Origin of the sequence: Micromonospora reichwaldensis, from assembly GCF_031845925.1 — a bacterium.
Classification (GTDB): Bacteria; Actinomycetota; Actinomycetes; order Mycobacteriales; family Micromonosporaceae; genus Micromonospora; species Micromonospora reichwaldensis.
The window spans coordinates 15,169-37,818 of the sequence record NZ_JAVRFL010000039.1; the positions used below are offsets into that span (position 1 = coordinate 15,169).

The 22,650-nt window shown below is 72.7% G+C and carries 20 protein-coding genes, 1 tRNA gene, 1 other RNA gene and 1 pseudogene; 7 read left to right on the plus strand and 16 right to left on the minus strand.

The features are described from left to right. Nucleotides 1–58: 58 nt before the first annotated feature. Nucleotides 59–134 (minus strand) — tRNA-Ala (locus RM555_RS25725). Nucleotides 135–222: 88 nt separating this feature from the next. After that, nucleotides 223–813 carry a YqgE/AlgH family protein gene (locus tag RM555_RS25730; protein ID WP_089001872.1) on the minus strand — a complete coding sequence of 197 codons (591 nt, stop codon included), beginning with the start codon at nt 811–813 and terminating at the stop codon, nt 223–225. A 150-nt stretch (nt 814–963) separates the two neighbouring features. Here RM555_RS25730 and RM555_RS25735 point away from each other — a divergent pair, with 150 nt between their 5' ends. Beyond that, nucleotides 964–1,767, plus strand: coding sequence for an S-methyl-5'-thioadenosine phosphorylase (locus RM555_RS25735; protein ID WP_311414167.1), 804 nt, complete (start codon nt 964–966; stop codon nt 1,765–1,767). A 116-nt stretch (nt 1,768–1,883) separates the two neighbouring features. Next, nucleotides 1,884–3,479, plus strand: a complete 1,596-nt coding sequence (mdlC, locus tag RM555_RS25740; protein WP_311414168.1) for a benzoylformate decarboxylase — start codon at nt 1,884–1,886, stop codon at nt 3,477–3,479. A 21-nt stretch (nt 3,480–3,500) separates the two neighbouring features. On the opposite strand, the gene RM555_RS25745 is transcribed toward mdlC, so the two are convergent. The 10 genes from RM555_RS25745 to pruA all read right to left on the minus strand — a co-directional run bounded on the left by RM555_RS25745 (nt 3,501) and on the right by pruA (nt 12,377). Beyond that, nucleotides 3,501–4,463 carry a hypothetical protein gene (locus RM555_RS25745; protein WP_311414169.1) on the minus strand — a complete coding sequence of 321 codons (963 nt, stop codon included), beginning with the start codon at nt 4,461–4,463 and terminating at the stop codon, nt 3,501–3,503. 40 nt (nt 4,464–4,503) lie between these two features. Then, entirely contained in the window at nt 4,504–4,974 is a 471-nt protein-coding gene (locus tag RM555_RS25750) for a hypothetical protein (protein WP_311414170.1), read from the minus strand. Between the two features lie 190 nt (nt 4,975–5,164). Continuing rightward, nucleotides 5,165–5,540: a transfer-messenger RNA gene (gene ssrA / locus RM555_RS25755) on the minus strand. A gap of 104 nt (nt 5,541–5,644) precedes the next feature. After that, nucleotides 5,645–6,124, minus strand: coding sequence for an SsrA-binding protein SmpB (gene smpB, locus RM555_RS25760; RefSeq protein WP_311414171.1), 480 nt, complete (start codon nt 6,122–6,124; stop codon nt 5,645–5,647). A gap of 135 nt (nt 6,125–6,259) precedes the next feature. Beyond that, entirely contained in the window at nt 6,260–7,135 is an 876-nt protein-coding gene (gene ftsX, locus RM555_RS25765) for a permease-like cell division protein FtsX (protein WP_311414172.1), read from the minus strand. A 65-nt stretch (nt 7,136–7,200) separates the two neighbouring features. Next, entirely contained in the window at nt 7,201–7,881 is a 681-nt protein-coding gene (gene ftsE, locus RM555_RS25770) for a cell division ATP-binding protein FtsE (protein ID WP_089001878.1), read from the minus strand. A gap of 118 nt (nt 7,882–7,999) precedes the next feature. Then, complete coding sequence (gene prfB / locus RM555_RS25775) at nt 8,000–9,121, minus strand: peptide chain release factor 2 (protein ID WP_311414173.1); 1,122 nt, start codon at nt 9,119–9,121, stop codon at nt 8,000–8,002. 87 nt (nt 9,122–9,208) lie between these two features. Then, the gene (locus RM555_RS25780; RefSeq protein ID WP_132233606.1) at nt 9,209–9,724 is read right to left on the minus strand and encodes a PadR family transcriptional regulator; all 516 of its coding nucleotides are present in this window, start codon (nt 9,722–9,724) and stop codon (nt 9,209–9,211) included. A 117-nt stretch (nt 9,725–9,841) separates the two neighbouring features. Then, nucleotides 9,842–10,645: a tryptophan 2,3-dioxygenase gene (locus RM555_RS25785; RefSeq protein ID WP_311414174.1), complete on the minus strand. Its 804-nt coding sequence runs from the start codon at nt 10,643–10,645 to the stop codon at nt 9,842–9,844. Between the two features lie 103 nt (nt 10,646–10,748). Beyond that, on the minus strand, nt 10,749–12,377 hold the full coding sequence (pruA, locus tag RM555_RS25790) for an L-glutamate gamma-semialdehyde dehydrogenase (RefSeq protein ID WP_311414175.1): 1,629 nt from the start codon (nt 12,375–12,377) through the stop codon (nt 10,749–10,751). A gap of 251 nt (nt 12,378–12,628) precedes the next feature. Here pruA and RM555_RS25795 point away from each other — a divergent pair, with 251 nt between their 5' ends. Further along, a complete protein-coding gene (locus RM555_RS25795; RefSeq protein WP_311414176.1) occupies nt 12,629–13,780 on the plus strand; it encodes a hypothetical protein in 1,152 nt (383 codons plus the stop codon). Nucleotides 13,781–13,844: 64 nt separating this feature from the next. Here RM555_RS25795 and RM555_RS25800 read toward each other — a convergent pair whose 3' ends face one another. Continuing rightward, complete coding sequence (locus tag RM555_RS25800; RefSeq protein ID WP_132233598.1) at nt 13,845–14,354, minus strand: DUF6912 family protein; 510 nt, start codon at nt 14,352–14,354, stop codon at nt 13,845–13,847. 163 nt (nt 14,355–14,517) lie between these two features. On the opposite strand from RM555_RS25800, the gene RM555_RS25805 reads away from it, so the two are divergent. Next, nucleotides 14,518–14,799: a helix-turn-helix domain-containing protein gene (locus tag RM555_RS25805; RefSeq protein ID WP_192581584.1), complete on the plus strand. Its 282-nt coding sequence runs from the start codon at nt 14,518–14,520 to the stop codon at nt 14,797–14,799. Nucleotides 14,800–14,903: 104 nt separating this feature from the next. Next, complete coding sequence (locus RM555_RS25810) at nt 14,904–15,500, plus strand: Rv3235 family protein (RefSeq protein WP_311414177.1); 597 nt, start codon at nt 14,904–14,906, stop codon at nt 15,498–15,500. 150 nt (nt 15,501–15,650) lie between these two features. Here RM555_RS25810 and secA read toward each other — a convergent pair whose 3' ends face one another. Further along, on the minus strand, nt 15,651–18,572 hold the full coding sequence (gene secA, locus RM555_RS25815) for a preprotein translocase subunit SecA (protein WP_311414178.1): 2,922 nt from the start codon (nt 18,570–18,572) through the stop codon (nt 15,651–15,653). A 160-nt stretch (nt 18,573–18,732) separates the two neighbouring features. Here secA and RM555_RS25820 point away from each other — a divergent pair, with 160 nt between their 5' ends. Next, entirely contained in the window at nt 18,733–19,896 is a 1,164-nt protein-coding gene (locus RM555_RS25820; RefSeq protein WP_396888844.1) for a GNAT family N-acetyltransferase, read from the plus strand. Beyond that, nucleotides 19,893–21,001 (plus strand): annotated as a pseudogene (locus tag RM555_RS25825) (GNAT family N-acetyltransferase). The gene RM555_RS25820 and the pseudogene RM555_RS25825 overlap by 4 nt, the downstream one beginning before the upstream one ends. A 57-nt stretch (nt 21,002–21,058) precedes the next feature. On the opposite strand, the gene hpf reads toward RM555_RS25825, so the two are convergent. Together hpf and RM555_RS25835 are read right to left on the minus strand one after the other, a co-directional pair. Further along, complete coding sequence (gene hpf / locus RM555_RS25830; protein ID WP_311414180.1) at nt 21,059–21,691, minus strand: ribosome hibernation-promoting factor, HPF/YfiA family; 633 nt, start codon at nt 21,689–21,691, stop codon at nt 21,059–21,061. 249 nt (nt 21,692–21,940) lie between these two features. Next, nucleotides 21,941–22,645, minus strand: coding sequence for a ComF family protein (locus RM555_RS25835; RefSeq protein ID WP_311414181.1), 705 nt, complete (start codon nt 22,643–22,645; stop codon nt 21,941–21,943). Nucleotides 22,646–22,650 lie beyond the last annotated feature (5 nt).

The following is a 22,650-nucleotide window of genomic DNA, read 5'->3' on the forward strand; positions in this document are numbered from 1 at the left end:
AGATCGCGATCCATCGCCTAACGCCGATGGATTCCACCGTTCCACCTGCGGTGGAACTTGGTGGAGCCGAGGGGACTCGAACCCCTGACCCCCACACTGCCAGTGTGGTGCGCTACCAGCTGCGCCACGGCCCCTTGCCTCGTCCCCGTCACCCGGGCACGAGAGAACTATACACAGCGACCGCCGCATGGTCATCTCGCGGGGGCCCACCCCGGGCGCGGCTCAGTTGAGCGCCACGTCCGGCGGGAAGTGCGCGACCGCCGCCATCATGCCGCCCTGGCGGCGCAGCACCATCGGCCACAGGTCGTCCGGCCGGTCCACGAAGGCGTCGCCGGGCAGCGCGTCCAGCACGAACCAGGAGCCGTCCTCGATCTCCTGCTCCAACTGCCCCGTGCCCCAGCCGGAGTAGCCGGCGAAGACCCGGATGCCGGTGATGCCCTCCCGCAGCGGCCCCGGGTCGACGGAGAGGTCGAGGGTCCCGACCGCCCCGGAGACCTGGTGGAATCCCCTGAGCCGCTGCACCGGGTGGCGCATCCGGGCCAGGCAGATCGCCGAGTCGGGCTGCACGGGGCCGCCCTCGAAGAGCACCGCCGGGTCGCGGGCCAGGTCGCTCCAGTCACCGAGCACGTCGGCGACCGGCACCTCGGTGGCCCGGTTGAGCACCACGCCGAGGGCGCCGCCGGGCTCGTGCGCCACCAGCAGCACCACCGTACGGTCGAAGTTCGGGTCCTTCAGCGCCGGCGTCGCGACCAGCAGCCGCCCGGTCATCGACCCCGTCGCCCGCCCGCCGATCGCCTGCCCCTCTCCCTGCATGCCGGACACCCGTCAGACCGACCGGACCGGGACGCCCGGGGGCACCGGTGTCATCCGCGCTGTGAACGCCATGCCTGGCACCATAGCTTGCCCCCGGGGCGGTGGCTAAGGTCTGACGTGCGGTAGATCGGCGGACACGAGGGAGGGCCGATGGGTCCCACGGCGGAACTCGCGGTGATCGGCGGTTCGGGGCTCTACGCGTTGCTCGACAACGCGACCGAGCACGTGGTGGAGACGCCCTACGGGCCGCCGTCCGACGCCGTCACGATCGCCGAGGTCAGCGGCCGGCGGGTGGCGTTCCTGCCCCGCCACGGCCGGGACCACCGCCACCCACCGCACCTGATCCCCTACCGGGCCAACCTCTGGGCGCTGCGCTCCCTCGGCGTACGCCAGGTGCTCGCCCCCTGCGCCGTGGGCGGCCTGCGGCCGGACCTCGGGCCGGGCACGTTCGTGGTGCCCGACCAGCTGATCGACCGCACCAGCGGACGGACGCAGACCTACTACGACCGGGGCGCGGTGCACGTCTCCTTCGCCGACCCGTACTGCCCTGCGGGCCGGCGTACGCTGCTGGCCGCCGCGGCCGGCCGGGACGTGCCCGCGGTGGACGGCGGGACGGTGGTGGTGGTCGAGGGTCCGCGCTTCTCCACCCGTGCCGAGTCGCGGTGGTACGCCTCGATCGGCGGCACGGTGGTCAACATGACCGGCCACCCGGAGGCGGTGCTGGCCCGCGAGCTGGCCCTCTGCTATTCCTCGATCGCCCTGGTCACCGACCTCGACGCGGGCGTGGAGGGGGGCGGCGCGGTGACGCAGGAGGAGGTGTTCCGGGTCTTCGGGGAGAACACCGACCGGCTGCGGGGCCTGCTGCTGGCGGCCGTCGCCGCGCTGCCGGCCGAACGGGACTGCGCCTGCGGGCGCGCACTGGACGGCATCCCCCTCCCCTTCGCGCTCCCCTGAGGTGTAAGGAAGGGCACCTTCCTATCGTTTTCTGTATAGGAAGGGCCCCTTCCTTACACCTCAAGCAGCGGCGAAAAGCCCGAGTGGCCTGAGTCATCCGGATAGATTCAGAGGCGATGGCTACGGTCCGCGACACCACGTACGACCTGCTCCGGGCCCTCGGCCTGACCACGGTCTTCGGCAACCCCGGTTCCACGGAGGAGCCGTTCCTGCGCGACTTCCCGGACGACTTCCACTACGTGCTCGCCCTGCACGAGGCGTCGGCCGTCGGCATGGCGGACGGCTACGCGCAGGCCACCGGCGGGGCGGCGCACGTCAACCTGCACACCGCCCCCGGCACGGGCAACGGCATGGGCAACCTCGTCACCGCGTGGCACAACCGCACCCCGCTGATCGTCACCGCCGGCCAGCAGACCCGGGAGATGCTGCTGATCGAGCCCCGGCTGACCAGCCGGCGGGCCACCGAACTGCCCCAGCCGTACGTGAAGTGGAGCCACGAGCCGGTCCGCGCGCAGGACGTCCCGGCGGCGTTGATGCGGGCGTACGCGACGGCGGTGCAGCCGCCCGCCGGGCCGGTCTTCCTCTCGCTGCCCCTCGACGACTGGGCGCAGCCGGCCGACCCGCCACCGCCGGTGCGTACGGTGGCGACCCGGTTCGCGCCCGACCCGCGCCGGCTGAGCGAGTTCGCCGCCGTGCTGGCCGCCAGCCGCGCGCCCGCGCTGGTGCTCGGCGCGGCCGTGGACCGGGCCGACGGCTGGCCCGCCGCCGTGGCGCTGGCGGAGCGGCTCGCCGCGCCGGTCTGGTCGGCACCCGCGCCGGAGCGGGCCGCCTTCCCCGAGGACCACCCGCACTTCCGGGGGGTGCTCCCGTTCGCGATGGGGCCGCTCTCGGAGGCGCTGGACGGGCACGACACCGTGCTGGTCGTGGGCGCGCCGGTGTTCCGCTACTACCCGCACGTGCCGGGCGACCACCTGCCCGCCGGGGCCCGCCTGCTGCACGTCACCGACGACCCGGACGAGGCGGCCCGCGCGCCGGTGGGCGACAGCCTGCTCGCCGACGCCGGGCTGGCCCTGGCCGCCCTGGTCGACCTGCTCCCGGCGGCGAATCGGCCGGCGCCGCCGGCGCGCCCGGATCCGCCCCCGCCGGCGGACGGGCTGCCGTTGGCCCCGGACGCCCTCTTCGCGGCCCTGGCCCGGCACTGGCCGGCCGACGGGATCCTGGTCCAGGAGTCGCCGTCCAGCCTGCCGGCGCTGCGCCGTCGGCTGCGCGCCACCCGCCCCGGGTCGTACTTCACGATGGCCAGCGGCGGTCTCGGGTACGGCCTGCCGGCGGCGGTCGGCATCGCGCTCGCGCAGCGCGACACCGGCCGGGGACGGCCGGTGGTCGCGGTGATCGGGGACGGTTCGTTCCACTACTCGGTGCAGGCGCTCTGGACCGCCGCGCGGCTGCGCCTGCCGCTGGTCGTGGTGGTGCCGGTCAACCAGCAGTACGCCATCCTGAAGGCCTTCGCCGACTTCAAGGACACCCCGGGGGTGCCCGGGCTGGACCTGCCGGGGCTGGACATCACCGCGATCGCCCGGGGCTACGGCTGCACGGCCACCGTCGTGGAGACCCCGGAGCAGCTCGGCGACGCCCTGGCCGCCGGCCTGCGCGCCGACGGCCCGACGGTGCTGCCGGTGCCGGTCAGCACCGAGGTGCCCCGCCTCCTGTGAGCCGCCACCCGGAAGCGCCCGTCAGCGCGTCGCGAGGCGCAGCGGCGCGCCGGTGAGCACGTCGAGGATCGGCCGGTCGCCCAGCGGCGCCTTCAGCGTGGCGGTGACCGGTTCCATCTTCAGCATCGCGTTGCACACGCCGGTGGAGCGGATCACGCTGCCGCCCACCACCACGACGTCGTCGCGCTCCTGCACCATCGGGGTGATCCCGGTGTCGCAGCTGCCCACGCCGAGCCGCCAGGTCAGCTCGGTGCCGTTGACGGACTGGACGTCCTGTGCGCCGACCAGGCCCTCCGGGGCCGGGCGGGCGGGCGGGGCGGGCTCGGGCGGGGCGGTGACGGCCTGCGGCGCCACGGCGAGCCGGGCCACCGGCGCGGTGATCTCCTCGACGGTGAACAGCCACGCCGGCACCTGCGCCTCGCCCCGGCTGGTGCGCACCGGCGCGGTGCCCAGTTTCACGGCCGTGACCGTCAGCGGGACGCAGGCGGTCTGCGAGTTGCTGCTCACCGGGCCGTCGGGGCCCGGCTCGATGGTGGGGCCACCACCGGGGAGCTTGGTCCCAGGGTCCTTGGGGCGGCCGTCGCACGGCGGCGGATCGCCCTGGTCGAGCTGCCCGTACGCGGTGGCGGCGCTGACCAGCGGGACGGTCAGCGTGCCGTCCGGGAACCTGATGGTGCCGTCGGCGGGCTGCGCGACGGGCAGGTCGACCTGGTCGCGGTACCAGCCGTTGAGGAAGGCGATCTTGGTTTCCCCGGTGAAGCCCGGGTCGCCGACGAGCACCGTCGGGTCCTGCATCGGCACGTAACCGGACTTCCACGCCGGAAGCGGTCGCCACGAGTCGGCCACCTCGGTGGCCCGCTGGGCGAAGGCGTCGCGACGCGGGTCGGAGTCGACCGGGTCGACGGCCGGGTCGGAGCCGGCCGGCGCGCACCCGGCGACGATCATCAACAGCGGAAGGCCCAGCAGGGCGGCGGTACGGCGCATGTGGGTTGGACGTGGGTACGCCCACGCCGGTTCCCCCTGGTCAGGTCTCTCCGCCGAGATCCGTCTCGTACGCCTCCCAGAGCAGGTCCGCGCCGCGCTGCCGATGCCGGGCGAGGGCCCGTAGCAGGTGCGCGGCCCGGTTGAGGAGATCGTCGAGCGAGGCGTCCGGCAGCTCCGCCGCCCGCTGGAGGGCGCTCAGCGCGGCGGTGATGGCGACGTGCTCCCGGGCCAGCAGCCGCACCCCGCGTTCCAGCCGGGGCGCCTGGCCGAGCACCTCGGCGTAGAGGCCGGCGGGCCCCTCGGTGACCCGGACGTGCTCCGTGAAGCCCCGTCGCACGGGGCCGAGCCCCACGAGGAAGCGTTCCCGCCAGCGCGGTCCGGCCGGCGCGACGGCCAGCGCCCGGGCGAGCGGGTGCAGGTCCCCGGGCGGGGTACCGGGGAGCCGGCGCGCGGCGCGCGGCCGGAGCCCTCCGGGCGGGGTGGGCGGCTGCTGGATCGGACCGGTGACCATGGGCACCTCCCGCGTCGCGTCTGACCGCGTACAGCGATGGTGGACCCGCGCGTCCGCCCTGTCCAGAGGCGGGACGGACCTCATCGGTCCCATCCGTCCCGCCTGTCCCGTGCGGCCCGCGCGCCCCAGGTCCGACCGGTCCGGACACGACGATGCGCCCCGGTCCGGTGGACCGGGGCGCATCGTCTGGTGGTGGAGGTGCCGGGAATCGAACCCGGGTCCTTCGCCGGTTTGTCAGGGCTTCTCCGAGCGCAGCTCGCTGTGCCTCTACTCGGCCCCACCGCTCACGCGAGCAAGTTGGTGTGACGGGCCCAGTCGCTGATTGATCTCGCCGCACGGACCCCGCGACCGGGTCCGATTGGCCAGCCTTCTAGCTGATGCCGGCTAACTGGGTCGAAGGCGCTCCCAGGCCGACAGACTCACTACTCGCCTCAGGCGGCGAGAGCGAAGTCAGCGCGATTGTTCTTGGCGCTTATTGGTTTCCGACGACCGATTCTCGAGACGACGTCGGCTTCCTCGGCTCGCTTCCCCTGTCGCTGCGTACGAAGTCGAAACCAGTCACCCCCTCGACAGGCCGCCGATGTGGCGGCACTGACAAGCGTAACGCCTGCCGCAACGGGTTTCATCCCGAGCCCCCGGCGGGCGCGTCGAACCGGACAGGACGGACACGTCAGTCATCCATGCCCTTGCCACGCCGACCGGCGACCCGGGCGATCTCCCGGTCCGCGTCCCGCTTGGCGAGGTCCTGCCGCTTGTCGTACGACTTCTTGCCCTTCGCCAGGGCGATCTCCACCTTGGCCCAGCCGTCGGAGAAGTAGACCTGCAACGGCACCATGGTCAGGCCGCCCTCGCGGGTCTTGCCGACCAGCCGGTCGATCTCCAGCCGCTTGAGCAGCAGCTTGCGGGTCCGCCGGGGCTCGTGGTTGGTCCACGTGCCCTGCGTGTACTCGGGAATGTGCATCCCGTGCAGGTAGAGCTCGCCGTCGCGCTCCTGCGCGAACGCGTCGACCAGCGACGCCCGCCCGGCCCGCAGCGACTTGACCTCCGTGCCGGTCAACGCCATGCCCGCCTCGTAGGTGTCGAGGATCGCGTAGTCGTGCCGGGCCTTCTTGTTGGAGGCGACGACCTTGCGTCCCTTTTCCCGTGGCATCGGCGCCACCCCCTTCCGGTGATCCGCGCCGGACGTGACCGGCCGCGGGGCGGAGATCATGCTACCCGAACGGCAACCGCCCTCCCGCGCCGTTTGTTCCTGGCGCGGAAGGGCCGTCGTCGAGCCGTACGGGCGTCAGACCCGCAGGTAGAAGCGGAGGGTGACCCAGGCAGTGACCGCGCTGACCAGGCCGCCGACGCCGGCCATCAGCGGGAACATGAACAGGATGTCGCCCCAGCTGATCGGCGAGAGCAGGCCCTGCAGCGCCTGGAGCGACCCGTCGAAGAGCAGGTACTTGGCTGCGATGAGCGCCACCAGGCCGAGTAGCGAGCCGATCAGGCCGGCGACCACGGCCTCCAGTACGAACGGCGCCTGGATGAACCAGTTCGACGCGCCGACCAGTTTCATGACCGCGACCTCACGCCGCTTGCTGTACGCCGCCACCTGGATCGTGTTGGCGACCAGGAGCAGGGCGGCGACGGCCATCACGATCGCGGCGGCCAGGGCGATGTTCTGGATCGCGGTGAGGATGTCGAAGATCTTGTCCAGCAGCCGGCTCTGGTCGACGATCTCGTCGACGCCCTCGACTTCCTTGTACTGGTCGTAGATGTTCTTGTACTGCTCCGGGTTGTTCAGCTTCAGCCGGAACGACTCGGGCAGGCTGTCCGCCTTGACGGCGCTGAGCAGGTCCGGAGCGTCCTGGAACATCTCCTGGAAGCGCTTGTACGCCTCGTCCTTGTTGACGTAGAGGACCTCCTTGACCAGCGGGTCGCCCTTCAGCTGGGCTTCCAACGCGCCGCGCTGCTCAGGGCTCACCTCCTGGGTAAGGAAGATCGAGACCTCGATGTTCTTGTAGTAGAGGTCCTTCATGTCGTCGACCTGGCGGTACATGAGACCGCTGGCGCCGAGCATGGTCAGCGAGACCGCCATCGTGATGATCATCGCGATGGTCATGGTCACGTTGCGCCACAGTCCGACCAGTACCTCGGACAGGACGTATTTCACGCGCATCGGGATTTCCTCCGGGTCTCCGGCATGAGGTGTTCGTCGTCAGGCTGCGCAGGGGTGGCGTCGACTCAGCCGTAGACGCCGCGGGCCTGGTCGCGCACGATGCGGCCGCTCTCGATCTCGATGACCCGGCGGCGCATCTGGTTCACGATGTTGGAGTCGTGCGTGACCATCACGACGGTCGTGCCGGTGCGGTTGATCCGGTCCAGCAGGCGCATGATCTCGATCGAGGTGTCCGGGTCCAGGTTTCCGGTCGGCTCGTCCGCGAGCAGGATCAGCGGACGGTTCACGAACGCCCGGGCGACGGCGACCCGCTGCTGCTCACCACCGGAGAGCTCGTGCGGGTAGCGGTGCTCCTTGCCACCGAGTCCGACCAGCTCCAGAACCTCCGGCACGACCCGGCGGGCGACCGCCTTGGTCTTGCCGATCACCTCAAGGGCGAACGCCACATTCTCGTACGCGGTGCGGTTCGGCAGCAGCCGGAAGTCCTGGAACACGCAGCCGATGGAGCGCCGGAAGTGGGGTCGCTTCCAGGAACGCATCGACGTGACGTCCTTGCTGTTGACGACGACCCGGCCCTTGTTGGGCGAGACCTCGTGCAGCAGCAACTTGATGATGGTGGACTTGCCGGAGCCGGATGGACCGATGAAGAAGACGAACTCACCCTTCTCGATCGAGACGGACACGTTGTCGAGCGAAGGCCGGGACGCCTTCGGGTACGTCTTCGTCACTTGCTCAAGCTGAATCACGGGTCGTGAGTCTACGCGGTGTAACCGAGGAGCCAAGCCCCACGCCCCGCCGTTGCGAGTCGCGTCATCCAATTCGGGCGTACCGGGAAGATCGACGACGCGCTCCGCCCACGGTTGATCACGCAGCGTCGCCGGCGAGCTGCTGCTGCTTGCGCCACCGGATGCCCGCCTCGAGGAACTTGTCCAGGTCGCCGTCGAAGACCGCGGTCGGGTTGCCGGTCTCCTGCTCCGTCCGGAGGTCCTTCACCATCTGGTACGGGTGCAGGACGTACGACCGCATCTGGTCGCCCCACGAGCCGGCGGCGTCCGTCTTGAGGCCCTGGAGCTTGGCCTGCTCCTCCTGGCGCTTGCGCTCCAGCAGGCGGGCCTGGAGCACCCGCAGCGCGGACGCCTTGTTCTGCAACTGGGACTTCTCGTTCTGACAGGTGACCACGATGCCGGTCGGGATGTGCGTGAGCCGCACGGCGGAGTCGGTGGTGTTGACGCTCTGCCCGCCCGGGCCGGAGGAGCGGTAGACGTCGACCCGCATCTCGTTCTCGGGGATCTCGATGCTGTCGGTCTGCTCGACCACCGGCAGCACCTCGACGCCGGCGAAGCTGGTCTGCCGGCGCCCCTGGTTGTCGAAGGGGCTGATCCGCACCAGCCGGTGGGTGCCCGACTCGACGCTGAGCGTGCCGTACGCGTAGGGCACCTTGACCGTGAAGGTGGCCGACTTCAGGCCCGCCTCCTCGGCGTAGGAGGTCTCGTAGACCTCCGTCGGGTAGCCGTGCCGCTCCGCCCAGCGCAGGTACATCCGCAGCAGCATCTCGGCGAAGTCCGCCGCGTCCACGCCGCCGGCGCCGGCCCGGATGGCGACCAGCGCCTCCCGGGAGTCGTACTCGCCGGAGAGCAGGGTGCGGACCTCCATCTCCTCGATGGCCTTGCCCAGCGAGGCGATCTCCGCCTCGACCTCGGTGAGCACCCCCGGGTCGGACTCCGCCTCGGCCAGCTCCAGCAGCACCTTGGCGTCGTCGAGCCCGGAACGGAGGCTGCCGAGCTTGCTGATCTCGCCGTTGACGTACGACAACTGGGAGGTCACCTGCTGGGCCTTCGCCTGGTCGTCCCACAGGTCGGGCGCGGAGGCCTCCTGCTCCAGGCGGTCCTTGTCCGCGCGCAGCCGGTCGATGTCGAGCACCGCCTCGATGTTGCGCAGGGTGGCGTCGAGGCCCTTGAGCTGTTCGGCGTAATCGGCAGCGGTCACGACAGACAAGGGTACTGCTCGTTGGAGGAGTGAGCTTGCGAGCCCCGCAGTCACGAGCCAAAAAGGTCCCGGTGGGACGCCCTGTGGTCAGGCGACCGGGGCGCTCTTCAGCCAGGACAGGGCGGCCTTGTGGTAGGCGACGGCGAACTCCAGCGCGCTGGCGTCGTACGCGTCGCCCTCCTTCTTGGCGTTCTTGACCTGCTCCCGGACCTTGGCCAGGGCCTCGGTGTGGTAGTCGTTGGCCGCGGCCTGGAGGTTCTTGAGCTGGCTGGCCGAGTGCAGCTCACCGAAGGCGATCCGCAGGGCGATCGGGTTGCGGATGGTGTCCCGCCCCGGCTCCTCGGCCAGCCAGCGGGAGAATGTCCGTTTTCCCGCTGCGGTGATCGCGTACGGCTGGCTGGAGCGCGGGCCGGGCTTGCCCATCCGGACCAGGCCCCGCTCGGCCAGCACCGGCAGCTCCCGGTAGACCTGGCTACGCGTCATCGACCAGTACGGCGCCAGTCGGCGCTCAGCGGCGGCCATCAACTGGCCACCTGTCATGGGGCCCTCGTGGAGCAGCCCGAGCAGGGCCGCCGCCGTGGGGTTGACTCCGGAATCCGCCATGCCCCTCACGCTGCCACTTTGCCGACGCGGCGTCCAGGATTTGGCATTTTCGCCACCCGGTCGGGTTCCTATGTGCACTGTCGGCGCGAGACAGTGCGTCGAGGAGGCGCGGGACGGTCACAGTCGGCTACGCAGCTCCCACAGCTCCGGGTAGAACCGGGTCTCCACGCGGGAGCGCAGGTACGCCCCGCCGGCCGACCCCCCGGTGCCGGGCTTCGTGCCGATCTGCCGCTCGGCCATCAGCACGTGCCGGGCCCGCCACAGCGAGAACGCCTGGTCGTGCGCGACCAGCGCCTCCGCGAGGTCCCACAGCGGCCCGAACCGCTCCCGGTCCCCGGCGATGGTGGCGTACGCCGTGAAGCGCGCCTCCTCCTCGGCGACGTCGAAGCCGGCCCGGCCGAGCACGGCCAGGAAGCCGTCCCAGAGGCTCGGCTCGGCCAGCCGCCGCTCCAGGCGCTCCCGCTCGACGTCGGGCAGGCCCCGGAAGCGGCGCAGGTAGTCGGGGTCCTTGAGGCCGGAGAGGAACTCGATCTCCCGGAACTGGGCGGACTGGAAGCCCGAGGCCGGGGCGAGCTTGGTGCGGAAGGCCAGGAAGTCCTGCGGGGTCATCGTGTCGATCACGTCGACCTGACCGATCAGGACCCGTTCCACCACGTGGCAGCGCTCCAGCCGCACCCGGGGCAGGTAGGTCTCGCCGTCCAGCATCCGGTCCCGGGCGTCGGTCAGCTCGGAGAGCAGCAGCTTGAACCAGAGCTCGTAGACCTGGTGGATGGTGATGAAGAGCAGCTCGTCGTGGGAGGCCGGGTCGGACTCCGGCACCTGGGCGGCCAGCAGGTCGGCCAGCCGCAGGTAGTCGGTGTAGGTGAGCAGGCCACCCTGCTCGCCGAAGTGGGGATCCTGCGCGGGGGTGGGGTGGGTCACAGCGGCCACGGTACCGCCGTCGCCCCACCCCCGCCCGCTGGCAAGGAAGGGCCCCTTCCTATACACGAGGCGTTAAGAAGGGGCCCTTCCTTACACCTCAACCTCAGCCCATGTGGGGGTAGGTGTGGTCGGTCGGCGCGACGAAGGTCTCCTTGATCGTCCGGGGCGACATCCACCGGACGAGGTTGTGCCAGGAGCCGGCCTTGTCGTTGGTGCCGCTGGCCCGGGCACCGCCGAAGGGCTGCTGCCCGACCACCGCGCCGGTCGGCTTGTCGTTGATGTAGAAGTTGCCGGCGGCGTACCGCATCTTCTCGGCGACCGCGTCGACCACCCGGCGGTCCGTCGCGAAGATCGACCCGGTCAGGGCGTACGGCGCGATCGACTCGGCCTGGTTGACCACGTCGTCGAAGCGGCCGTCGTCGAAGACGTGCACGCCGAGGATCGGCCCGAAGTACTCGGTGGTGAACGTCTCGTGCGCCGCGTCGGTGCACTCGAACAGCGTGGGCCGGACGAACCAGCCGACGGAGTCGTCGGCGGTGCCGCCGGCGAGGACCCGGCAGGCGTCGTCGCCGGAGATCAGCTCCAGCGCGGCGCGGTGCCGGTCGAACGCCTTGGCGTCGATCACGGCGCCGCCGAAGTTGCCGAAGTCGGTGACGTCGCCGTAGGTCAGGGACTCCGCGGTGGCGGCCAGCCGGTCGCGCAGCCCGCCCTCCCACAGCGATCGCGGGACGTACGCGCGGGACGCCGCCGAGCACTTCTGGCCCTGGTACTCGAAGGCGCCGCGGATCAGGGCGGTGTGCAGGGCGTCGACGTCGGCGCTGGTGTGCGCGACGACGAAGTCCTTGCCGCCGGTCTCGCCGACCAGCCGGGGGTAGCCCCGGTAGCGGGAGATGTTCTCGCCGACGGTCCGCCACAGGTGCTGGAAGACCTTCGTGGAGCCGGTGAAGTGGATGCCGGCCAGGTCCGGGTCGGCGAGCACCACGTCGGAGACCTCCTCGCCGCGCCCGGTGACCATGTTGATCACGCCGGGGGGCAGGCCGGCCGCCTCGAACAGCCGCATGGTGAAGTGCGCGGCGAACTGCTGGGTGGGGCCCGGCTTCCAGACCACGGTGTTGCCCAGCAGGGCCGGCGCCGAGGGCAGGTTGCCGGCGATGGCGGTGAAGTTGAACGGGGTGACCGCGTAGACGAAGCCCTCCAGCGGGCGGTGGTCGAAGCGGTTCCACACCCCCGGCGACGACATCGGCTGCGCCTCGAGCAGTTCCCGGGCGAAGTGCACGTTGAACCGGAGGAAGTCGATGAACTCGCAGGCCGCGTCGATCTCGGCCTGGATGACGGTCTTCGACTGGCCGAGCATGGTGGCCGCGTTCAGCGTGTCGCGCCACGGGCCGGCGAGCAGCTCGGCGGCGCGCAGGAAGATCGCGGCCCGCTCCTCGAACGGCAGGGCCCGCCACATTCCGGCGGCGTCCTTGGCGGCCTTCACGGCGGCGCGGGCGTCGTCGTGGGTGGCGTGCGCGGTGACGCCGAGCACGTGCGCGTGCCTGTGCGGCTGCACGACGTCGATCGACTCGCCGCCGGCCATCCGCTGCTCACCGGCGATGGTCATCGGCAGGTCGATCCGCTCGGCGGCCAGCTCGGTCAGCCGCCGCTGGAGCCGTTCCCGGTCGGCACCGCCCGGCTCGTAGTTGCGGACCGGCTCGTTGCGCGGCTCGGGTACGGAGAACACAGCGTCCATCAAGGCTCCTGGCGATCTCGACAGCGGTGGCGAAACCGGACCCGCGGGCACCGGCCGGGTGACCGGCGCCGACGCCGTGCCGGGTTGACCGGTCACGGCAGCGGGACCTCTCCCCGATTCTTCCACGCCCCACCCCCGGCCCTCCCACCCCGCGCGGGGCGGGCGACGGGGGCGGGCGTGGTGGACGCGTACGCTGGGTGGCCGGTGAACTGCCGGCCCACCGGGGCCGGGCGTCCGTCGGAGGGAACACGATGACCAAGCAGCCCGGCAGCTCCGCAGCCGCGGAGTCGGACCGGTCGGCACCGGCCGGCGACGCGGTTCCCGAGACGACGGACGCCGTCGGGGAAACCGCCACCGGCACGACGGACGCCGCCGGGGACACCGCCGCCGAAGCGCGGGACGCCACCGGCGCCGCACCGGTGGACGAGACCGGCGCGACCGGAGCCGGACACTCCGTCGACCCGCAGGGCGGGACGGCGCTGCCGCTCGCGCCCGGTGCGCCGGTGCTGGCGCTCCTGGCGCTCGGATGGCTGGCCGCGATGCTCTGGTCGACCCGCGAGGTGATCAGCTCCGCGGCGGCCGGGCTCACCGCGATCAGCCTCTCCGCGTTCGCCCTGCCGGGGGTGATCTCGGCGGCGCTGGTCGCCGGCGCCGGCTTCGCCCTCTTCGGCGTCGACCTGCTCGCCCGCCGGGGCAGCGAGCGGGTGACCCTGCGCTTCGTGGCGGCGATCGGCACCGGCCTGCTCGTCGGGCTCGCCGCCGCGTTCGCGATCAACCTGACGTACGCCGACAACGCGACCACCAACGTGATCGCCGCCACCACCGCCGCCGCCGCGACCGTCGGCGGGGCGGTCGCCGGCGCGCGTAGCGGGTCCGTCGTCGGGGCCGTGGTGTCCGCCGCCCTCGGCACGCTGATCTTCGTGGTGGCCTTCAGCCGGGCCCGCGACCCGCTCTTCGACCTGTTCGGCGGCGGCGACGGCCAGGAGTCGCTGCTGAGCGCGGCCAAGTGGGTGTCCCGCACCGAGTCCCTGCTCGCCGGCCTGGTGGCCGGGCTGTTGGCCTTCGGGTACCTGACCCTGGCCCGCCGCCGGGCCGCCCGGCTCGACGCGGCGGCGCCCGCGACCCGCTGGCCCGCCTACCTGCTGGCCGGCGCCGGCCCGGGCCTGCTCCTGATCGTCGCCGAGGTGATCATCCGGGTCGGCGGGCGGTCCCTGCTCGACCTGGCCGGGGCGCTGAGCGAGGCGGACGCGGTGGCCCAGACCTCGCTGGGCACCTCCCGGATCGACAACGCCATCTGGGTGCTCTTCGTCGGCGCCCTGACCGCGATGATCGCCTTCGGCCGCACCCTGGGGCCGGCCCACTCCGACGACGACGAGCCGGTCGAGGCCGCCCCCACCCGCTGACCTCGCGGTACCCGTCCCGCCGCCGGCACCGGCCGGCTTCCCGCCGTCAGGAGGTGGGCGGGGGTCAGGAGGTGGCGCGGAGCAGCAGGTCCAGCTCGGTGACGTCGTACCACTCCAGCTCGTGGTCCTCGGCACCGTCGACCGTGAACTGCGCGTCCGGGTCGCCGGCCAGGGCCTCGGTGACCGCCTCCGCCGCGGCGGACACGTCCTCGACCGCGTCGGCGCCGTCGACGTGGACGGCCGCGACGGCGCCCACCGGCACGGGGGCGCTCAGCTCGACCGCGCTGGAGCCCAGCTCCCCGTCGCCCCGGCCCACGGCCGAGGCGGGCAGGTCGACCGAGACGACGATCCGGCGGCGGGGCGCGTCGGGGTCGGCCCGGAGCAGCTGCAACGCGTCCTGGGCGGCCCGGGTGAAGGCGACGTACTCCAGCTCCTCCTCGTCGCCCTCGGCGTACCACTCCCGCAGGGTGGGGGTCACCGCGTGCGCGGCGGCCACCGGCAGCCCGGCGCCGCGCAGGAGGGTCAGCATCGGGACGGTCGCCGGCACGTACACCCGGACAAGCTCCTCGGTCACCGGTCGTCTCCCCCGCTCAGGTCCCTGCGCCGGCTTCCGCCGGCCCCGGCCGATCATGCCCTATCGCCGTGACCGTCATACACCGCGCACCTTCTGCGGTGGAAGCGTCCCACCGGTGTGTCCCGGGGCGGGTCGGCACAGGTCGCGTCCGGGCGGCTGGGCCATGTCGGCCGTCGGTGGCAAACTGAAGCAAACGACGCCAACCCCGGGGGTTTCCGTGGAGCCGAGGTTCCTGCTGCTCTCCGACGTGGCCACCGAGCTGAACGTGTCGGACTCGCAGGTCTACCACATGGTGCGCAGCGGCGAGCTGCCCGCGATCAAGATCGGCGGGCGCGGCCAGTGGCGGGTGGAACGCGCCCGGCTGGAGGAGTACATCGAGCGCAAGTACGCCGAGACGGCCGACTGGGTGCGGAGCAACCCGCTGGCCGACCGCGACCCGGAGTAACCGGGCCGATCCGCAGGGGCATTGACCGTGGGCTCTGCCGTGCCCGAGAATGGAGCTTGTCGAAGGCAAACGAAGGCAAACGCAAGATCATGGGAGGATCCCGGATGACCGATCACCGCCGACCCGGGCCGGCGCGCCCTCCCGTGCGGCTACGCCCCGCCCCCTCGTTCGAGCCGCCGTTCACCGACGACGACGCCGCCCACTGGCCGGCCCCGGGCCACGCCCAGCTCGTCCTCGACCTGTTCGAGCCGTCCCGGCGCGAGGCCGACCGGCCACCCGGCCGACGACAGCGGCCGGTGCCGACCGGCCCCGGCCGTCGGCCCGCCGCCCCGCTGCCACTGGACGCGCTGGTGACCGCCACCCCCGAGGCGACCCGGGCCGCGCACCGGTTCGTCCGCACCTGCCTGGAGGTGCTCAACGGCTACCGCTCGCCCGGGCAGCTCAGGCCGCTGCTCGACCCGGCGCGGGCGGCCGGACTGCTGCCCGAGCTGGCCCGCGCCACCGCCCGCTCCGGCCCGCTCCGCCGCCGGTCGACCCGCCCGGCCGTACGCCTGCTGCGGCTGCGGGTCTGCGAGCCGCGCACCGCCGCCGTCGAGGTGGCCGCGGTGCTCGCCAGCACGGGCGGGCGCACCTGGGCGATGGCGCTGCGCCTGGAGCACCGCCGGGGCAGCTGGCTCTGCACGGCCCTCCAGGTGCTCTGAGCTGCCGGGCTCCGGCCACGACGTGCCGGGGCGCGGGCCGAGCATCCGGGTGGCCCGCCGCCCGGACGGTGGCCGAGACGGAAGCGAGCCGTGGTCCACGAGGACCACGGCTCGACTGCTCCGGCGGGTGCGGGCCCGCTCAGCTGCCGGTCACGCGCCGCCGTTGGGGGCGCCGTGGCAGCGCTTGTACTTCCGGCCGGACCCGCACGGGCACGGCGCGTTGCGGGACGGGCCGTTGCCGGCCTCCGCCTGCCCCGACGCCGCCCGCCGGTTGTTGCCGGCCGGGACGCCCGGGCCGCGCAGACCCGACGCCGGACGCTGCGGCGCCGCCGGGGCGGTCGTGCCCGGCGCGGCCGGGGCGGCCGGTGCCGGACGACCGACGCCCAGCGCAGGCGCCTGCTGCTCGGCGTGCTCGACGGCCACCGCACCTGCGCCGGCCTCGCCGTCGATGGTCGGCGCGGAGTATTGCAGGCCCTGCTGCTGCGGGGCCCGGCCCAGGCCCTTGGCCCGGATCTCGACCGGCTTGTCGAGCAGCTGGACCTCCTCGGCCTCGGGCTCCGGCTCGTTGACCTGGACCTCGAGGTTGTAGAGGAAGCCGACCGTCTCCTCCTTGATGCCGTCCATCATGGTGGCGAACATGTCGAAGCCCTCGCGCTGGTATTCCACCACCGGGTCGCGCTGGGCGTACGCCCGCAGGCTGATGCCCTCCTGGAGGTAGTCCATCTCGTAGAGGTGCTCGCGCCACTTGCGGTCGATGACCTGGAGCAGGACCATCCGCTCCAGCTGGCGGGTGCCCTCCTCGCCGAGCTGCTCCTCGCGCCGGTCGTACGCGGCGTGCGCGTCCTCCTTGAGGCGGGAGAGCAGGAAGTCGGCGTCGATGCCGGCCCGGGAGCCGCCGGCCTCCTCCTCCATCTCCTCGATCGTGATGCCCACCGGGTAGAGCTGCTTCAGGCTGGCCCAGAGCTGCTCCAGGTCCCAGTCCTCGGCGTAGCCGTCGGCGGTGGCCCCCTGCACGTACGCGCCGACGACGTCGTCGATCATGTTGCGGACCTGGTCGGAGAGGTCCTCGCCGTTGAGCACCCGCAGCCGCTCGGCGTAGATCACCTGGCGCTGCTTGTTCATCACCTCGTCGTACTTGAGGACGTTCTTGCGGATCTCGGCGTTCTGGCCCTCGATCTGGGCCTGCGCGCTCTTGATCTGCTTGGTGACCATCTTCGACTCGATGGGCACGTCCTCCGGGATGTTGAAGCGCTCCATGACCGCCTCGACGGCGCCGGAGCGGAAGCGCTTCATCAGCTCGTCCTGGAGCGAGAGGTAGAAGCGGGACTCGCCCGGGTCACCCTGCCGGCCCGACCGACCGCGCAGCTGGTTGTCGATGCGGCGGGACTCGTGCCGCTCGGTGCCGAGCACGTAGAGGCCACCGGCGGCGGCGACCTCCTCCGCCTCGGCGTCGCAGGCCTGCTTCCACTGGGGCAGGACCTCCTCCATCGCCTTGGCGTACTCCTCCTCCTGCTCGACCGGGTCGAGGCCGCGCTGGCGCAGCTCGTTGGCGGCGAGGAACTCGGCGTTGCCGCCGAGCAGGATGTCGGTGCCACGACCGGCCATGTTGGTGGCGACGGTGACGGCGCCCTTGCGACCGGCCTGGGCGACGATCTCGGCCTCACGGGCGTGGAACTTGGCGTTCAGCACGGAGTGCGGGATGCCGCGCCGGCGCAGCAACTGGGAGATGATCTCGGAATTCTCCACCGAGACGGTGCCGACGAGCACCGGCTGACCCATCGCGTGCCGCTCGGCGATGTCCTCCACCACGGCGTTGAACTTGGCCTTCTCGGTCTTGTAGATCACGTCCGGCCGGTCCTGGCGGACCATCGGCCGGTGGGTCGGGATCGTCACCACACCGACCTTGTAGACCTTGTTGAACTCGCCAGCCTCGGTCTGGGCGGTGCCGGTCATGCCGGAGAGCTTCTCGTAGAGGCGGAAGTAGTTCTGGAGGGTGATGGTGGCCAGGGTCTGGTTCTCCTGCTTGATCTCCACCCCCTCCTTGGCCTCGATCGCCTGGTGCATGCCCTCGTTGTAGCGGCGGCCGTGCAGGATGCGCCCGGTGAACTCGTCGACGATCAGGACCTCGCCGTCGCTGACGATGTAGTCCTTGTCGCGCTTGTAGAGCTCCTTGGCCTTGATGGCGTTGTTGAGGTAGCCCACCAGCGGGGTGTTGACCGACTCGTAGAGGTTGTCGATGCCCAGCCGGTCCTCGACCTTGGCCACGCCGCGCTCGGTGACGGCGATGGTGCGCTTGGAGTGGTCGACCTCGTAGTCGCCCTCGCCGTCCTTGCCGGCCTGGAGCCGCGCCACGACGCCCGCGAACTCGCCGTACCAGCGGGCGGAGTGCTCGGCCGGGCCGGAGATGATCAGCGGCGTGCGGGCCTCGTCGATGAGGATCGAGTCGACCTCGTCGACCACCGCGAAGTTGTGGCCGCGCTGGACCAGCTCTTCCTTCGACCACGCCATGTTGTCGCGCAGGTAGTCGAAGCCGAACTCGTTGTTGGTGCCGTAGGTGATGTCGCACTCGTAGGCGGCCCGGTGCTCGGTGGCCGGCCGGTTGGGCAGCACCACGCCGACGGTGAGGCCGAGGAACTCGTGCACCTGGCCCATCCAGGCGGCGTCCCGCTGGGCCAGGTAGTCGTTGACCGTGATGACGTGCACGCCGTTGCCGGAGAGCGCGTTGAGGTAGACCGGCATGACCGAGGTCAGGGTCTTGCCCTCACCGGTCTTCATCTCGGCGATGTTGCCGAAGTGCAGCGCCGCGCCGCCCATGACCTGGACGTCGTAGGGCCGCTGGCCGAGCACCCGGGCGGCCGCCTCGCGGCAGACCGCGAACGCCTCCGGCAGCAGGTCGTCGAGGGTCTCGCCGTCGGCGAGCCGCTCCTTGAACTGGTCGGTCATGCCGCGCAACTCTTCGTCGGTGAGGTTGACGTAGTCGTCCTCGATCGAGTTGACGGCGGCGGCGATGGCCTTGAGCCGGCGCACCATACGGCCCTCGCCCGCGCGGAGGACCTTTTCCAGAATCGACACGGATCAACGCTCCCCTAGACAGTCTCGAACCATCGTAGGCGCTCCATCGGCGCGATGGTCACTGGTGGCGGCCCTCCGAGCCGGCGAAACCGACATAACACGCCCGACTCGCGCCGCCCCGCCGAAATCCGGTTACGCCGTCCGCGAACGGTCCGGCACGATGGCTCGGGTGGAACCTGTCGAGATCACCGAGGACGGCCTGTTGCTGCGACCCTGGCGGGCGACCGACGCCGACGCGGTGCACCGGGCGTGCCAGGACCCGGACATCCAGCGCTGGACCACCGTACCGCGCCCGTACCTGCCCGAACACGCGCACCGGTTCGTGACCGAGGTGACCCCGGCGGACTGGGCGACGGGCGCCGGGGCGCCGTTCGCGGTCTGCGACGCCGCCACCGGCGAACTGCTCGCCTCCTGCGGGCTCGTCTCGATCGACACCGGCCTGCGCTCCGGCGAGATCGGCTACTGGACCGCGCCCTGGGCCCGGGGCACGGGCGTGGCCGTCCGGGCCACCCGGGCCGTCGCCCGCTGGGCGTTCGACGCGCTGGAGCTGCGCCGGCTGATCTGGCAGGCCGAGGTGGGCAACCACGCCTCCCGCCTGGTCGCGCTCCGGGCGGGCTTCCGCGTCGAGGGCCGGCTGCGGCTCGCCGACCCCGCCCCCGGCGGCAGCGCGGAGGGCTGGATCGGCTCCCTGCTCCCCGGCGAGGTGCCCGCCCCCGGGGAGACCGGTCCGGCCGGGCCGGGCACCCTGGAGGCCCGTCGCGCCGCCGTCTTCGGCGGGCCCCAGCCCGTCCTCTTCGCCACCGCCGGCGCCACCGAGCTGCGGCTGCGCCCTATGGAGGAGCGCGACCTGGACGCGGTCGTCGACACCTGCCGGGACCCGGAGAGCATCCGGTGGACCACCGTGCCCGACCCGTACGAGCGGGCGGACGCCGAGTCGTACCTGAGCTTCGGCCGGGGCACCTGGGCCGGCGGCACCAGCGCCTGCTTCGTGGTCGCCGACGCCGAGGACCGGTACGTCGGCACGATCGACCTGCGGCTCTCCGCCGCCGACCCGCTGCTGGCCGACGTCGGCTTCATGGCCGCCCCCGCGGCCCGGGGCCGGGGCTACCTGTCGGCCGCGCTGACCGCGCTCAGCGCCTGGGGCTTCACCACGCTGGGCCTGGCCCGGATCGAGTGGAAGGCCAACGTCGGCAACACCGCCTCCCGTCGGGTCGCCGAGAAGGCCGGCTTCACGGTCGAGGGCGTCGCCCGGGGCGGGCTCACCCACCGCGACGAGCGGGTGGACGTCTGGGTCGGCGCGCTGCTCGCCGGGGACCTGACGTGACGCCCGAGGTGATCGAGGCCGACGGGGTGCGGCTGCGGCAGTTCCGCCCCGCCGACGCCGCCGACCTGGCCGCCGGCTGCGGCGACCCGCTCAACCTGCGGTTCAACCCCGGCATGCCGCAGCCGTACACCGAGGCCGACGCCCGCTGGTGGATCACCGAGGGCGCCCCGGCGGCCTGGGCCACCGGCGGGGCCGCGTACGCCATCGCCGACCGGACCACCGACCGACTGGTCGGCGGCGCGGGCGTCGGCCAGGTCGTGCCGCCGCGCCGGCAGGCGGAGGTGGGCTACTGGGTCGCGCCGTGGGCGCGGCGACGCGGGATCGCCAGCGCCGCGACGCGGGCCCTGGCCGACTCCGCGCTGCGCCACGGCGTCGACCGGCTGGAACTGATGACCCACGCCGAGAATCCGGCCAGCCAGCGGGTGGCGCTCGCCGCCGGCTTCACCCACGAGGGGGTACGCCGGTCGGCCGGCCAACTGCGCGGCGGCGGCCGGACGGACCTGCTCGCGTGGGTACGCCTCGCCGACGACCCGCCCGGTCCCGCCCCCGGCTCCTGCCGGACCTGCCCGACGGCCGGCTCACCGACGGCGTGGTCACCCTGCGCCGGCTCGGCCCGGACGACGTCGACGTGATGTACCGCCTGCACACGCGGCCGGAGGTGGTGGCGAACCAGGCCCCGCCGGTGCCCCCGACCCGGGCGGCCGTCGAGCGGCGTTGCCTGCTGGCCGAGAGCGCGTGGCTCACCGGCACCATCGCCCGGCTGCTGATCGTCGACGCGGTCACCGGCGAGCCGGCGGGCAGCTGCGGGCTCAGCCTCTCCGACCCGGCGGCCGGCGAGGGCTCGGTCGGCTACGCGCTGCTGCCCGACCAGCGGGGACGCGGGCTGGCCACCAGGGCGGTGCGGCTCCTGGCCGGCTGGGCGTTCGGTCCGGCCGGGATCGCCCGGCTGGTCGCCGGCACCGTGCCCGCCAACACCGCCTCGCACGGGGTGCTGGAGCGGGTGGGGTTCCGCCGGGAGGGCCTGCTGCTCGGGCGGCTGCCGGGACTGGCCGGCAGCCGCGTCGACGACCTGGTCTTCGGGCTGCTCCCCGACGAACTCCGCTGACCCGCCCGCCCTCGGCGGCCGTGGTGGCGGGTGGGCCGCCACCACGGCGCCGGAGGGTCAGACGGCGAGGGAGATGATTCCGTAGTCGTAGGCGTGCCGCCGGTAGACGACGCTCGGGCGGCCGGACTCCTTGTCCTGGAACAGGTAGAAGTCGTGGCCGACGAGTTCCATCTGGAACAGGGCGTCGTCGACGGTCATCGGCTCGGCGGGATGCACCTTCTCCCGCGCGATGTGCCAGGGCTGGTCGTGTTCCTCCTCCTCGACCCGTTCGGCGACGGCGGTGGCCGTCCCGACGCCGTCGGGGGACGCGCCCAGCGGCCCGTCGAGGCCGGCCACCGGCAGGCCGGCGGTGGCGGCGGCGACGGAGAGCGGCGCGTGCCGGCCCCGGTGGACGCGGCGGCGGTCGGCCGCCCGGCGCAACCGGGTGTCCAGCTTGGCGATGGCCGCGTCGAGCGCGCTGTAGAAGTCGTTCGTGCAGGCCTCCGCCCGGATCACCGGGCCACGGGAAACGCAGGTGATTTCGACGCGCTGGCAGTGGTCCGCCTGGCGCGGATTGCGCTCGTGGAACAGCTCCACATCGACACGAATAAGTTTATGGTCGTAGCGTTCGATCTTTGCGAGTTTCTCCGCCACGTGCACCCGGTAATGATCCGGCACTTCGACGTTACGGCCCTTGACCACGATGTCCATGTGACCTCCCTAGTTCGGACGGTCGTTCGTTCCGGCATCCGGTCGCGCGCCCCTGGGGGAGGCCCCACTCGGCGTCGACCGGTCAGTGCGGCTACGCCTCCTTTCACCACCGGGGGCGGATGGAAAGACCTCCTACCCCCGACACGAAAACGCTAACTCCTGTTCGCCCGACAGTCACCCCCGGTCGCCGGGACTGCCAACAATTTTTCACAGCTCATACACCAACGGGTGAAACGGAAACACGCAGCGTCACAAAGCGCGCCGTCGCTCGGTCGCGGCGAGCACCACGGCGACCGTCGGTGACAGCCCGCTCGCGGTCAGCGCCCGCCCCACCGCCGCAAGGGTGGCCCCGGTGGTCAGGATGTCGTCGAGCACCACCACCGCCGCCCCGTCGGGCGCGGCCGGGACCCGCGGGCGGACCCGGAAGGCCGCCTCGGCCGCCGCCGCCCTGCCGGCGCTGTCCAGCGTCACCGAGTCGGGGCGGGGCAGGGCCCGCAGCGGCCGCCGCACCCGCACCGGCCAGCCCGCCCGGCGCAGCCGGTCCGCGCAGTGCCGGGTCAGCCGGCCGAGGTGGTCGCCGTACCGGGCGCGGGCCGCCGCCGCGGTGTCCGGCACCGGCACCAGCGTCACCGGGCGGACCCCGCCCACCGCCGCCGCCACGACCTCGGCGAGCAGCGCCCCCAGCGGCCGGGCCAGCCCGTGCCGGCCGTGGTCCTTGTACGCCAGCAGCGCCTCCCGCAGCGGGCCCGCGTACGGGCCGAGGGCGACGCAGGGCGGCAGGTCGGGCGGGGCGGGAGTGGGTCGTACGGCCCGGGGACGCAGCGCGCCGAGCGCCGCCACGCACTCCGGGCAGACGCCGTGCCGAAGCCCCGGCCGGCGCTCGCGGCAACCGGCGCACTCCACGGGCAGCACCAGGTCGGTGAGGTCCGCCCAGAGCCCGCCGAGATCCCGCACGGAGA

Bases quoted from the DNA above. Each gene is read 5' to 3' on its own strand.
- RM555_RS25810 (WP_311414177.1), top strand. From the start codon at position 14,904: ATGACCGATCACCGCCGACCCGGGCCGGCGCGCCCTCCCGTGCGGCTA.
- RM555_RS25820 (WP_396888844.1), top strand. From the start codon at position 18,733: ATGGCTCGGGTGGAACCTGTCGAGATCACCGAGGACGGCCTGTTGCTG.
- RM555_RS25745 (WP_311414169.1), bottom strand. From the start codon at position 4,463: ATGCGCCGTACCGCCGCCCTGCTGGGCCTTCCGCTGTTGATGATCGTC.
- RM555_RS25735 (WP_311414167.1), top strand. From the start codon at position 964: ATGGGTCCCACGGCGGAACTCGCGGTGATCGGCGGTTCGGGGCTCTAC.
- RM555_RS25750 (WP_311414170.1), bottom strand. From the start codon at position 4,974: ATGGTCACCGGTCCGATCCAGCAGCCGCCCACCCCGCCCGGAGGGCTC.
- pruA (WP_311414175.1), bottom strand. From the start codon at position 12,377: ATGGACGCTGTGTTCTCCGTACCCGAGCCGCGCAACGAGCCGGTCCGC.
- RM555_RS25730 (WP_089001872.1), bottom strand. From the start codon at position 813: ATGCAGGGAGAGGGGCAGGCGATCGGCGGGCGGGCGACGGGGTCGATG.
- RM555_RS25805 (WP_192581584.1), top strand. From the start codon at position 14,518: ATGTCGGCCGTCGGTGGCAAACTGAAGCAAACGACGCCAACCCCGGGG.
- RM555_RS25795 (WP_311414176.1), top strand. From the start codon at position 12,629: ATGACCAAGCAGCCCGGCAGCTCCGCAGCCGCGGAGTCGGACCGGTCG.
- smpB (WP_311414171.1), bottom strand. From the start codon at position 6,124: ATGCCACGGGAAAAGGGACGCAAGGTCGTCGCCTCCAACAAGAAGGCC.
- hpf (WP_311414180.1), bottom strand. From the start codon at position 21,691: ATGGACATCGTGGTCAAGGGCCGTAACGTCGAAGTGCCGGATCATTAC.
- ftsX (WP_311414172.1), bottom strand. From the start codon at position 7,135: ATGCGCGTGAAATACGTCCTGTCCGAGGTACTGGTCGGACTGTGGCGC.
- mdlC (WP_311414168.1), top strand. From the start codon at position 1,884: ATGGCTACGGTCCGCGACACCACGTACGACCTGCTCCGGGCCCTCGGC.
- RM555_RS25780 (WP_132233606.1), bottom strand. From the start codon at position 9,724: ATGGCGGATTCCGGAGTCAACCCCACGGCGGCGGCCCTGCTCGGGCTG.